Source organism: Methylomonas koyamae (assembly GCF_001644025.1).
Classification (GTDB): Bacteria; Pseudomonadota; Gammaproteobacteria; order Methylococcales; family Methylomonadaceae; genus Methylomonas; species Methylomonas koyamae_A.
This window is the reverse complement of record NZ_LUUK01000183.1, coordinates 91,013-103,104: the sequence shown is the minus strand read 5'-3', so window position 1 is coordinate 103,104 and position 12,092 is coordinate 91,013. Positions and strand designations below refer to the sequence as shown.

The following is a 12,092-nucleotide window of genomic DNA, read 5'->3' as shown; positions in this document are numbered from 1 at the left end:
CCGTTTCCCCCCCATGGCTGACTGCGCTTATCCACGGTGACGCTCCCCTGAGTCTAATGCGGATACGAAGGTCTTGGTTCGAGCGCCGCCCCGCGACGCCGGGCCAATGGCCCGAAATCGACGATGGCGAGCCGCGGCGGTTAGTCTAGCTTGTTCACCCGGCGCGGACGCTCGGCATCCGCCCGGCTGATGACGTGGACCTACGGCGGAGCCGGCTCACGATCGGAACACGCTGGCTTAAGCCTCCAGCACGCTTTTTTAATGTCTGGGCGCTTTCGATCGCGGCTGAAGCCGTTCCTACGCCCAGCTATCCATTTTCCGCGACGAAAATCTTTTCATGACCGTTAGTTTGGTACAACTTGCCGGAATGTAAACGTCGCCGACCGGAAATGCGTCGGAGCGGCCTGAAACAACCGCCAATGCTGGGAAGGCCTCGCCGAGCCGCAAGGGCTCGAAGTCCGAGGATCAACGCCAGCGAATCGTCAAATCGCCGATCGTAACACCGATGTCGAAGCCGCGCCCCTTGCCGATCAGTGCCAACGAAATTTCGCCGCGAGTCAGAATTTGCCGGTCTATCGAATTGATAAAACCGAAATGGTTGCCCAGCGAAATGTAGTTACCGTAGATTTCCTTGATGTCCTTGACGTCGGTGAAATGGCCTTCGCCTTCGATATCGGACTTGCCGATCGTAAAGCCGATGCTTTTCGACGATAGCACCACTTGCGCCTTCTGGCCGTTGCGGCAAGTGACTTCGCCCAGGCCGTCGTATTGCTTGTAGCCCAGCGAGAAGCCGGATAAATGGTAGGTCATGCTGCAGGTGCTGTATTTCTGCTTGCCGAACTGATCGGTAAAGCTGAAGGCCGGCGGGTTTGGGCTCGGCGTCGGCTCGGTTGGCGCTACCGGTGCCGGTGCGGCATCGGTGGCGGGCGTCTCGGCCGGTTCGGCAGCATCGGCCGGCTGGACTTGAGTGATCGGCGCTTGATCGAACGGGTGAGTAGTCAATTCGGCTCGGGCCGGTCCCGCAAACGGAGCGACGGCCGAAACGGCGATGGCGAAAAACGTTAATTTGGCTGGTTTCATGATTCCTGTCGTACTGTGCAAAAGCGGCGCGCGTCGGTGCCGAACCCTATTTCAACCCGCCAGACCGGCGAAAGTTCATTGGGCAATCCCCAGTTTCTTCATCCGGTAGCGCAAAGTGCTGGGCTTCATGTCCAACTTGGCGGCGGCGCCGTTGGGGCCTTCGACCACCCAGCCGGTTTGCTCCAACGTGGCGACGATGTGTTCGCGGGTCACTTCGCTTAAGGTCGCCGGCGCACCGAACGGTTCGCTCGACACTTGCGGCAGCAACTCCGGCGCGATGTCCAACCAAGGCCCGTCGGCTAGAATGGTCGCCCGCTCGATGACGTTCTCCAGCTCGCGGATATTGCCGGGCCACGGGTAGGCCAGCAAGCGCTGCAACGCGGGCGGTTGGATGCCGTCTATGCGCCTACCCAACTTGGCGGCGAACTTGCCGGCCATGAAGGTCGCCAGGGCCGGAATGTCGCTAGCGCGCTCGCGCAACGGCGGAGTTTGCAACGGAAACACGTTCAGCCGGTAAAACAAATCTTCTCGAAACCGCTTTTCGGCGACTTCCCGGCGCAAATCGCGGTTGGTCGCCGCGATAATCCGCACGTCGACCTTGATCGGCTTCTGGCCGCCGACCCGCTCGAACTCGCGTTCCTGAAGTACCCGCAGCAGCTTGACCTGCGTTTCGGCGGAGATTTCGCCGATTTCGTCGAGAAACAAGCTGCCGCCGTCGGCCAACTCGAAGCGGCCGACCCGCTTGTGCAAGGCGCCGGTAAAGGCGCCCTTTTCGTGGCCGAACAATTCGCTTTCGATCAGCCCGGCCGGCAAGGCCGCGCAATTGACCTTAATCAACGGCTGTTCCCGGCGCGGACTGGCCGAATGGATCGCGCGGGCGATCAATTCCTTGCCGGTGCCGGATTCGCCTTGAATCAGCACCGACGCGTCGGTCGCCGCCACCTTGCGTACTTGTTGCAGCAAGGCCCGCAGCGGCGGGCTGTCGCCGACGATCAGATCGAAATCGTGGTCGGCCTTGATCTCGTCCTGAAGATAACGGTTTTGCGCCTGCAATTTGGCCTGGCGCCGCTCCATCAGCACTTGCTCGGTAATGTCGATGAACATGGTGCGGGTAAACAAGCCGCCGGCGTCCGGCCGCGACCACCATTGAATCCAGATCGGCCGGCCGTCGTCGTAGCGGCGCAGTTCCAGCACCACGCCGGCGCTATCGCCGCCCCGGCCGATTTCGGAGAACGCCTGTTCGACCCGGCGTTGAGCCTCCGGCAGCGCCGGCACCAACGACCGGCCGACGAAACCCGGCACCAACGCCGCCGGCACGCCGAGTATCCGCAGCGCGGTGCGGTTGGCGCGCAAAAAGCGCGATTGCAGGTCTTCATGCACGTAGGCGATCGGCGCCTCGTCGAACAAATCGCGAAAACGCTGTTCGCTTTGCACCAGTTGCTCGGCGGCGCGCAAGCGGCTCAATTCTGCGGCGGCGCGGGCCGCGAAAATTTGCAAGGTGTACAGCAACCTGGGTTGCTCGGGCATGGTCCGGCTGTCGAACACCGCCAGATGGCCGAGAATGTCGCCGGAGGCCTGGTCGCGCAACGGCACGCCCAGATAACTTTCCACGTCCGGCTCGGCCGGAAAGCGTTCGGAAACGCCGGACGGATAATGGCACAACCGGCCGCTCAACACGTCCTCGCACGGCGTGCCGGGCAAGTCCCACTCGACGTCGTCCAACCAAGCGCCGTCCTGCCAAAACGCCAAGGCCCGCACCCGCCGCCGGTCCGGTAAAAATTCCGCGACAAACGCCCCGGCCACGCCGGTGGCCCGGCTCAAATTGCGCACCAAAGACCGGAAAAACTCGCCGCCAGCCTGGTGGGCGGTCCCTTCGACAATGGCGCGCAGCACCTCCAGTTCTTCAAGGTCCGGCGTCGTAAGCGGTGGAATCTCGGTCATCGGCAATTTTGCAACTGAAACAACGGCCCATGTTACGCCGCCGCGACGGAATCCGCCAAATCCGATGCCGGTTTGCTTGGATTTAGACTTTGCCGGGCCCAGGCAAGCAGCGGCGAACCGGCAAGCACCCAAAGCGGATTTCGGCTGGCCGGATTTACGAGTATGAGTTAGCGCCGATCGGATAGGCCCAGGCCAACGCCGTGCTCGGTAGCTAACCGGCGCGCGGTAGCGCGTCCGCGTTGAACGCCGAGTTAGGCTTCGCGCTCACAAGGCCTCGAAGATTGCGCGGACCGACGATAACGGGGTGTTATTATTAAAAACATGAAGGGTTGGCCCCTGAATTCCACCCTCACGCATTTCAATTTGTTCGGTATCGTGGTTGTATGAAAACGCATAGCGTTTATTGCCAATGCGAACCCAAAGAACATTTGTTGTTTGTCCTTCACGAACCATTACTTTAATAGGTTCTTCATCATTTTTACGCCAAAGAATTGCCCCTGCTAAAGCCAAGGCAATTTCATTAACCTTTCCTGCGTGATGATCGGCACGATTCATGACGCCGTTAAGGTACGAGCGCAATTCTTCGATTTCTGTAACTGTGAGTGCCACTAAAACCTCTTTGTAATAAAGCCTAACTAGTAATTAGATGGTTCCGTATATCTACCGAAAATGATCTTCGACGGACCACCTCGTTGATTCGCTGTGAATTTTCTCTTCCGTATATCACCAATAGCCGCTTGCTTGCCCGTTTACCATCAAAGCGCGGCCATTGATTCAGTTTAGCCGGCAGACCGCAATAAGCTGCAATCAGCCATCCCGCGATGCCTATTTATCGGCATCGATGGCCTTTAGCGCGCGGCCGGCTTAACTGGCGCAATCAGCGCCGGAAAGCCGGCGGCTAAAACCCCGCCAGCACCGAATAAGCTCCCGACTAAGGTTTGGGTCAACCGACTTAATCGGGGCGATTTCAAGCTCCCAGGCCAACGCCGACCGAAACGGTTGATCGTTATTCGACATGTCCTAATGCTAGCCAGACTCTGAAAGCCCCAACGTTCGAAATCCGCGATGCGGCTACCGAAATCGCGCGGTAAAGTCCCCAAGCAATAGGGTAGCTCCCCCAAACCTTTCCGGCGCGCGTTTCCAACGCAGGGGGCAAAGCGCTGCAAGCCGCGGCCGGCGTGGCTTGCAGCAATTCGGGTTTCACGGAACGGCTGAAGCACGTGTTTCCAGAGCGGAAACACGACACGGAAGTCTGGAAACACGTCACGGAACGCTGGAAGCACAACACGGAAGCGTGGAAGCACGTCACGGAACGCTGGAAACACGACACGGAAGCGTGGAAGCACGTCACGGAACGCTGGAAACACGCGATTCCAAGGCCGTAAGGCGCAATAACCAACGGGCATTGCGCCCTACGCGGGCTCGATTGCGTCGACGCGACTAGATGAATGATTAACTCGCTGCAGCAGCGTCATCAAAGTCCGCTGACACATTTTGTTGGGCGGCGGCTACCGACACCGTTTTCCATCGCGCCTCAATAGTATCGGCCGATAGGTCTGCTCCGCAGTCCCACTCGATAAAATACTTGCCGTTGTAAAGCTGGGCAAATTCAGCTTTATCTTTTAAAGGCGAAAACACTTCGGAATCGAGATAGGGCTTTACATCGAACAAACCGATTTCTCCACCTTCTGATTTGATATACAGCATGTAATTATCTTGCGGAATAACTTCGGCAATGTTCATTGATCAAGCCCTCTAATTGGGAAAGGTTTCTTGCCACTAAGACCGTAGGGCGCAATAACCAACGGGCATTGCGCCCTACGCGGGCTTCTCCTTTAATATCTCGTTTATCAATAGTTAAACTTATTGAAATGTCAGTCTTTTTCATTGTTAACCCACTAGGCCCTTCTATGTTTTGGTTGTTCGTAAACTTGACCATTTTTCTTTGAAAAAATATCGTTTAGCCAAACGGCAACACCAGGTCCAATCAATGTACAAGCGGCCAAGATCAACGTAGCATTTGATATATCCATTGGTTATTACTCTATTGTCATTGACGCATAACGTTTGAGGTAACCGGCCGCCGAAGCGCGAAGCGCGGAGGGAACCGAGAAGCGCAGCTTCTCGGCGGTCCGGTTGACCGAAAGGTTAGGTTGCACTTTTCTTGCCGCCATAATCGACACCGGATACTTCTTCGAACTTGACGATATATTGATACATCGAGTCAACGAGCGGTTTGTCACCGAATGCTTTGGCAATGACGGTAATTGCCGTTAGCCCCCTGTAGTAGTAGTTCCATGCATCTCGGACATGTTCTGCCACGCGGGGCGTACCGAGCATTCCTTCGATTTGGAAACGTGGCGGATCGCCACCGCACATATCCATGATCTGTGGGGATGAGGCATGCACGAAGCCCGAATAGACGCTGCTGACTGATTCACCAATGTCAGATAGACGTGAAGGATTGGGGTCGGTAGACAGCACTCGATTTACATAGGCTCGAATTTTCTTTCTCGGCACCATGTTAGGTTTCTGATGGCGAGCCATTGGATTAGATGGGTCGGGAAACTCTTCAGCATAGAATTCTTCGAGATATTGGCGATGGCGATCAGTAATTTCGTCATTTGTAATCGCTGCGGCCAGAAAAAAAATGTCTTCGGCGATTTCATCAAGCACGCGCTGCAAAGTGGCTTGTTCCTGTAGATGTCCGTTTAGGAGCAGAACGTCAACCGCGTGAAGAGTGCTAATTAAGCGAGCTGCCTTTTGGACAAGGGCTTGCTGAATCGTCTTCTCCACGTGGCGAAACACAAAACTATCGTTCCACGGCACTGGCCGCGGTGGCGGAACCTGTTCCTCCAAGCGGCGGAAGGCATTCTTCATTACCGTCAGCGATTGGTGGAACAGTCGGCGCATGCGTGGAACCTAACGATTAGTATAACTTGACCCGAAAAGCGGAGCGACGATAGGAGCGGAGCTTTTTGGGGTCAAGTTGATACGCTGGTTATGCATTGATCTTCTTTGCCTCGCGCTTTTCGTGCCACGATTCTAAAATAAAGGTTACTAATGTATGCGCACTATGAACAGCAAGCCGCGCGTGTCTAGGTTTCAAACTATACATCCTCTTTCCCGCACCATGCGCTGAACTAGCGTGCGTTCGCAAGGCCCCGATCCCACTGACAGTTGCAAACATTCCAGAAAGTATTTCTTTCAAATCTCTATCCTCGATCTTGCTTGGATCGAGACCTAAATCATCTCGTACAATTTTCCATATTGGCTGTAAATCTTGTTTATTTGGCGTCTCCAAATTTTCTTCTTCTATATAAGTTTTGAAGACTGATTCCAGTATATTGCATGCTGCGGATACAGCTTCTCTCGGCGATGATTCAACATTCCTGAGTGCCCGCTCAAACTCCTGATCAATAGAGGTGTGATCCAGTTTATTGATAATATCTTTTAAGCTTCGCGAAGCGCTACCAGAAATATGGGTTACTCTGGCACCTGGAATATACTGCAAATTTGCTCGTGCTAACGCCTGTTTTAGTCGTTCAATCCTTTTTTCTTGATGCTCATTGAGCGAAGGTTCTTCTTCCCAAGAATATGCCTTTTCTGGCAAAGGCGGTTCCATATAACTTTCGATAAGAAACCCAATTATTTCTAGGGGATCACAGCTCTCGTCAGTATTGATTCGGCGCAACCAAGATTGTGCCTTAGTCAATTTACTGCCTTCTGGAGGATCGCCAGGTGCATTAGCGTACATGAACAAGCTATCCATTGTCGCATGGGTTTCTGATGACGACAGCTCTTCACTTAAAACGGAAATTAAATGTGCGGGAAGCCTAAATCGTTCCAATTGTTTTCCCTATCTATGCATAACTAGTAATTAAGTAGTTTCTGTATATGTACCAAAAAAACACCTTCGATGAACCAACGCATTGATCCCCCGACAACTTTCTCTTCCGTATATCACCCATAACCGCTTGCTTGCCCGATTACGATCAAAGCGCGGTCATTGAATCACTTTAGCCGGCAGACCGCAATAAACTGCAATCAGCCATCCCGCGATGCCTATTTTGGCCTTCAGCGCCCCGCCTCGGCTTAACTGACGCAATCAGCGCCAGAAAGTCGGCGGCTAAAACCCCGCTAACACCGAATAGGCTCCCGACTCACGTTTGGGTCAACTGAAATAATCCGACCGACTCCAAGCTCCCAGGCCCACGCCGAGCGAAACGGTTGATCGTTATTCAACATGCCCTAATGCTCGCCAGGCTGTGAAAGCCGCAACGTCCAAAATCCGCGATGCGGCTACCGAAATCGCGCGGTAAAGTCCCCGAGTAATCGGGTAACGCCCCCAAACCTTTCCGGCGCGCGTTTCCAACGCAGGGGGCAAAGCGCTGCAAGCCTCTGCCGGCGTGGCTTGCAGCAATTCGGGTTTCACGGAACGGCTGAAGCACGTGTTTCCAGAGCGGAAACACGGCACGGAACACTGGAAGCACAACACGGAAGCGTGGAAGCACGTCACGGAACGCTGGAAACACGACACGGAAGCGTGGAAACACGTCACGGAACGCTGGAAACACGCGATTCCAAGACCGATGCGCGTCCATCGGTTTTCGGATGATTAACCCGGCGCTTAAATACCGTTCGCCCTGCGCAAAGCAAGCCCCCTTCGGGCGCATGGCGTTACCGTGAAACAGTCGCTGTTTGACGCGATTTTTAGTTTGTTTGCCCTGTTGTAAGCAGTTGATTGTTGTAAGCATAAAAAGCTGTTTCATGAGCGCTTGTCGAAGGGTGCATCAGTGAACTTCGGCGAGCTCGGCCCGAACTGAATACTGCCCGCACAGCGCCGATTTCAAGCCCTCGGGCGGTCCGACCGGCTGCGATACGAGTCGGCGATCGCGGTCAGACCCGCTCGGCCGGCGATGACCGGCTGGTATCAGCCGTCGATAGGGCTTTGGCGGGCAATGGTTAGTTGCTGCTCTCGGGCGTGTTCGATGGCGGTCAACAATGCTTCGCGCCGCGAGGTGAGTTGCCGCATTTGCTGGGACAAGGAGGCGAATTCGGTTTGCAAGGCCTGTTCTTGACCAGCCATCGCCGCCAGCGCCTCGGCGGTGGATTCCAGCAACAACTCGCTTTGACTTTGGTAAGGCTTGTTGAAACGCGCTTGAAACGCCGCGCGCATGCGTATCGCCAACGCCTCGAAGCGTTCCTCGGTGAAGTCGTCGCGGCCTATCGTGGCGGATAGTTCCTGTTCGAGATCGATTACGTCGCTTGCGTGCGCCTGTCGGTAAGCGTCGCGCAATTGGCGAATCAGGCCGCGCAATTGATCCTCGGCGCCGCCGGTTTGCGCAACCAGCCGGGCGGCGTTGCTTTCCAAGCCGAACATCGGCTCGCGGTAACGGGCGGTGTACAGCGCTTCCAGGGTCGTTACTAATTCGATCAGGCGGGGAGCGGCGTGGTTTTCGGTTTCCAGCCAGCGAAAAAACAATTGCTTGAAGGCTTGCGGAAACTCGCCGTGGCGCTCGACGAATTCGGCGATGCCGCGCAATAAGGCCGCTTCGGCCTGTTCGCGATCGCCAAACTTGGGGTTGGCGGGTTCGGCGGGCACAGCAACTCCGATCGCATCCGCCGGGACCTGGCTTTCCATCAAGGCCCCGCGCCAATAATCGCTTAATCCGGTTTGCGGCGACTCGCCGCCGATGCATTTGACGATGTTGTCGGCCAGCGCGGTCAGACAGCGGCTGGCCGGCGACTGGCTGATGAGTTCGACAATGGGCGATTGCAGCGTCACCGAACGCGGCAGGTTTTCGTCGCGCGCGACGTAGCCGCCATAGTCCGCGCGCAAGCTCAGGTATTTTTCGACCACGGCGGCGAAGCGCCGATAGGTTTCCATCGCGGCGGCGTAGTCGGCGGCTTGATTGACGATCACTTTCAACTGGCCGGGGTAATGCCTGGCGTTCAACAGTTTCAGCAGGGAAAAGGCATCGGTCAGCGAGGTCGGCTCGGCGGTGATCACCAAAAACGCCGTTGGGGCGGCCTCGACGAATTGCAAGACAGGTTCGGCGACGCCGGCGGCGGAATCGATCAGAATGTAGTCGTACCGGCTTTCCAGGGCCGTCAAGGCGTCCAACAGCCTGCGCGCTTCGCCGGCGCCGAGATTCGCGCAGGCGGCGATGCCGGACGCCCCCGGCACCACGGCGATGCCGCCGGCGGTCGTGACGACTACCTCGTTGATGGTTTTTTCGCCGCGCAGCACGTGCTCCAGCGTAAACTCGGGACGTAGGCCCAACAGAATATTGATGTTGGCAAGTCCGGTATCGGCATCGAATATGCAGACCTTGGCGCCGCGCGACGCCATCGCCGCCGCGATGTTGGCGGTCAAACACGTCTTGCCCACGCCGCCCTTACCGCTGGTAAACGTCATGACATGCGCCTGCCGCGCCGGCTCCGCGCGCGAGTATTCCACCATGGCTCACCCTTCCTTTCGTTGATAGAGATTAAACCGTTAAGGCCGATGAACATTATGCCTAAATCGGTCGGGCGATGCCGTTAAGTTTGACGCTTGCTAACGTCCCCAAGCGGCACGAACCATCCGCCCCGCGCGGACTATCCGTCGGCTGAGCGGCACGAGTCGCCCACACACCGACTATCCGCTGGCTGAGCGGCGCGAGTCGGCCCCGCGCGGACTTTCCGTCGGCTGAGCACACGAGTCGGCCACACACCGACTATCCGCCGGCTGAGCGGAGCCGAAGCCGAAGCCCCCTCTCAAACGGCAAAGCCGGCCGCTTCCAGTATAATAAGCGCCCCGCCACCGATACCTTAACCATGACTACGCCGCGTCTCGCCTGGGCCATTACCGGTTCCGGACATTACATAGAAGAATGCCTGGAGTTTATTTTGACGCTGGATCATGTCGATCTGTATCTGAGCCAGGCCGGCGAGGAAGTGCTGAAAATGTACGGCATCAAACTCGACGACATCCGCGCCCAAATGCCGGTGTACCGCGACAAGGCCGCCTCGGCGCCGCCGGTCGGTCTGTTTTACAAGGGCGATTACCATACCTTCGTGATGGCGCCGACCACGTCCAACACCGTCGCCAAATGCGTGCTGGGTATCGCCGATTCGCTGGCGACCAATTTGTACGCCCAGGCCGGCAAGTGCCGGATTCCGAGCATTATCTATCCCTGCGATACCGCACCGGAAATCGAAACCACCGCGCCCGGCCACAAGAAATTCATGGTCTATCCCAGGCCCATCGATTTGGAAGCCACCGACCGCTTGCGCCGCTTTCCCTACACCCAGGTCGTCGACGACGTGGAGCAATTGATCGTCGCGGTCAAGGCCAGACTGGCGGCGCTATGAGCGAAAAAATTCTGTTCATCACCGGCAAATTGGCGGAAAAGCAAGTCCGCCAAGTACTGGAAGCGATGCAGCCGGAATTTCAGTACAAGGTACACGTGATGGGCGTGACGGTGGCCGCGCTGATTACCGTGGACATGATTATCCGCCGCTTGCCGGATGCGCTGGGCGCCGACCGGGTGATACTGCCCGGCCGCTGCCGAGGCGACTTGGCGGTGCTGAGCCAACACTTCGGCGTGCCTGTCGAGCGCGGCCCTGAGGAAATCAAGGATTTGCCGCAACATTTCGGCATGGCCGCCCACCACTACGATTTGAGCAACTACCGCACCAAGATCTTCGCCGAAATCGTCGATGCGCCGAACATCGGTATCGAGGCGATCTTGCAACGCGCCGCCTACTACGTCGCCAACGGCGCCGACGTAATCGACATCGGCTGCCTGCCCGGCACGCCGTTCCCGCATTTGCGCGAGACCATCCAGACCTTGAAGCAGGCCGGCTACACGGTCAGCATCGATTCGCTGGAAGACGCCGATTTGCTAGCCGGCGCCGGGGCCGGCGCCGATTACATGCTGAGTTTGACCGAGCGCAGTTTGTGGATCGCCGACGAGGTGGCGGCCACGCCGATTTTGATTCCGCAAACCCACGGCGACCTGAGCACGCTGGACCAGGCCATCGAAACGTTGCTAGCCAAGGGCCGCGCCTTCATCGTCGATCCGATTCTGGACCCGATCCATTTCGGCTTTACCGAATCCGTGGTTCGCAACCACGCCTTCCGCCAACGCTATCCCGAGGTGGAGATGATGATGGGCGTCGGCAATTTGACCGAACTGACTCACGCCGACACTTCCGGCATCAATGCGCTGTTGCTGGGCATTTGCTCGGAACTGGACATCGGCCACATCCTGGCCACCGAAGTCAGCAAGCACGCCTGCCGGGCGATCCGCGAGGCCGACCGGGCGCGGCGCATCATGTACGCCGCCAAGCAGCACAACACGCTGCCCAAGCACATTGCCCCCGACTTGCTGACCGTGCACGACACCGCGCCGTTTCTGAACAGCCGCGAGGAAATCGAGACGCTGGCCGGGCAAATCAAGGACCCGAGCTACCGGATTCAAGTCAGCGGCGAGGGTTTGCACGTGTTCAACCGCGACGGCCTGCACACCGCGCTGGACCCGTTCGAGCTGTATCCGAAGCTCGGCGTGGAAGCCGACGGAGGTCACGCGTTTTATTTGGGTGTGGAACTGGCCCGCGCCGAAATCGCCTGGCAACTGGGCAAGCGCTTCACCCAAGACCAGCCGCTGAATTGGGGCTGCGCCAGCCAGGCGGCGGAAACCACGGTCGATTTGCACACCTTTAAGCCGGCGGGAACGACGATGAAGCGGCACGAAGACTAAGCCGCCAACGCCCCGGCCAATGCCCGCGACGGGCGGGATTAACAGTTTAAATTTGGCCGCCAATTTGTCCAGCGATTGCGCTTTCGACACCAATTCCCTGGCATTCGTCTCGGTTCGCTCCACGGTAACCGGCAAGGCTTGCGCGCCATGCGATACCGATTCGACGCGACCGGCCGTTTCCCCGGTTGCGCTCGCTTGTTCCTTCAGCGCCATGTTGATGCTGTCGACCGACATCGCGACGTGGCTTTGAGATTCCACGATGTTCCGCACCGAATCGCCGGCGTTTTTCGACAGGCCACGTCGAAATCCACCCCTTTCACG

11 protein-coding genes are annotated in these 12,092 nt (G+C 57.2%); 3 read left to right on the top strand and 8 right to left on the bottom strand.

Annotation, left to right across the window (positions count from 1 at the left end; genetic code table 11):
- Positions 1–465: 465 nt before the first annotated feature.
- From A1355_RS16725 to A1355_RS16715, 3 genes are all read right to left on the bottom strand, one after another.
- On the bottom strand, positions 466–1,080 hold the full coding sequence (locus tag A1355_RS16725; RefSeq protein WP_064030232.1) for a hypothetical protein: 615 nt from the start codon (positions 1,078–1,080) through the stop codon (positions 466–468).
- Between the two features lie 75 nt (positions 1,081–1,155).
- The gene (locus A1355_RS16720) at positions 1,156–3,021 is read right to left on the bottom strand and encodes a sigma 54-interacting transcriptional regulator (RefSeq protein WP_064030230.1); all 1,866 of its coding nucleotides are present in this window, start codon (positions 3,019–3,021) and stop codon (positions 1,156–1,158) included.
- A gap of 264 nt (positions 3,022–3,285) precedes the next feature.
- Positions 3,286–3,630, bottom strand: a complete 345-nt coding sequence (locus tag A1355_RS16715) for a hypothetical protein (protein WP_082885599.1) — start codon at positions 3,628–3,630, stop codon at positions 3,286–3,288.
- A 569-nt stretch (positions 3,631–4,199) separates the two neighbouring features.
- Between A1355_RS16715 and A1355_RS25310 the strand changes: the two genes are divergently transcribed.
- Positions 4,200–4,406, top strand: coding sequence for a hypothetical protein (locus A1355_RS25310; protein WP_157197922.1), 207 nt, complete (start codon positions 4,200–4,202; stop codon positions 4,404–4,406).
- A 67-nt stretch (positions 4,407–4,473) separates the two neighbouring features.
- Here A1355_RS25310 and A1355_RS16710 read toward each other — a convergent pair whose 3' ends face one another.
- The 5 genes from A1355_RS16710 to A1355_RS16690 form a co-directional block, all read right to left on the bottom strand.
- Positions 4,474–4,764: a DUF2442 domain-containing protein gene (locus A1355_RS16710; protein WP_064030228.1), complete on the bottom strand. Its 291-nt coding sequence runs from the start codon at positions 4,762–4,764 to the stop codon at positions 4,474–4,476.
- 405 nt (positions 4,765–5,169) lie between these two features.
- The gene (locus A1355_RS16705) at positions 5,170–5,934 is read right to left on the bottom strand and encodes a hypothetical protein (protein WP_082885598.1); all 765 of its coding nucleotides are present in this window, start codon (positions 5,932–5,934) and stop codon (positions 5,170–5,172) included.
- 88 nt (positions 5,935–6,022) lie between these two features.
- Positions 6,023–6,871: an abortive infection family protein gene (locus A1355_RS16700; protein WP_064030226.1), complete on the bottom strand. Its 849-nt coding sequence runs from the start codon at positions 6,869–6,871 to the stop codon at positions 6,023–6,025.
- A gap of 391 nt (positions 6,872–7,262) precedes the next feature.
- Complete coding sequence (locus A1355_RS16695; RefSeq protein ID WP_064030224.1) at positions 7,263–7,793, bottom strand: hypothetical protein; 531 nt, start codon at positions 7,791–7,793, stop codon at positions 7,263–7,265.
- A 161-nt stretch (positions 7,794–7,954) separates the two neighbouring features.
- Positions 7,955–9,442 carry a MinD/ParA family protein gene (locus A1355_RS16690; protein WP_197471838.1) on the bottom strand — a complete coding sequence of 496 codons (1,488 nt, stop codon included), beginning with the start codon at positions 9,440–9,442 and terminating at the stop codon, positions 7,955–7,957.
- A gap of 401 nt (positions 9,443–9,843) precedes the next feature.
- Here A1355_RS16690 and A1355_RS16685 point away from each other — a divergent pair, with 401 nt between their 5' ends.
- Both A1355_RS16685 and A1355_RS16680 read left to right on the top strand, forming a co-directional pair.
- A complete protein-coding gene (locus A1355_RS16685) occupies positions 9,844–10,380 on the top strand; it encodes a flavoprotein (RefSeq protein ID WP_064030220.1) in 537 nt (178 codons plus the stop codon).
- Complete coding sequence (locus A1355_RS16680; protein WP_064030218.1) at positions 10,377–11,771, top strand: DUF6513 domain-containing protein; 1,395 nt, start codon at positions 10,377–10,379, stop codon at positions 11,769–11,771. Before A1355_RS16685 ends, A1355_RS16680 begins: the two co-directional genes overlap by 4 nt.
- Positions 11,772–12,092 lie beyond the last annotated feature (321 nt).

Excerpts from the sequence above, each read along its gene's own strand:
- A1355_RS16705 (WP_082885598.1), bottom strand. The coding sequence starts at position 5,934 with ATGCGCCGACTGTTCCACCAATCGCTGACGGTAATGAAGAATGCCTTC.
- A1355_RS16725 (WP_064030232.1), bottom strand. The coding sequence starts at position 1,080 with ATGAAACCAGCCAAATTAACGTTTTTCGCCATCGCCGTTTCGGCCGTC.
- A1355_RS16710 (WP_064030228.1), bottom strand. The coding sequence starts at position 4,764 with ATGAACATTGCCGAAGTTATTCCGCAAGATAATTACATGCTGTATATC.
- A1355_RS16680 (WP_064030218.1), top strand. The coding sequence starts at position 10,377 with ATGAGCGAAAAAATTCTGTTCATCACCGGCAAATTGGCGGAAAAGCAA.
- A1355_RS16720 (WP_064030230.1), bottom strand. The coding sequence starts at position 3,021 with ATGACCGAGATTCCACCGCTTACGACGCCGGACCTTGAAGAACTGGAG.
- A1355_RS16695 (WP_064030224.1), bottom strand. The coding sequence starts at position 7,793 with ATGAAACAGCTTTTTATGCTTACAACAATCAACTGCTTACAACAGGGC.
- A1355_RS16690 (WP_197471838.1), bottom strand. The coding sequence starts at position 9,442 with ATGACGTTTACCAGCGGTAAGGGCGGCGTGGGCAAGACGTGTTTGACC.
- A1355_RS16685 (WP_064030220.1), top strand. The coding sequence starts at position 9,844 with ATGACTACGCCGCGTCTCGCCTGGGCCATTACCGGTTCCGGACATTAC.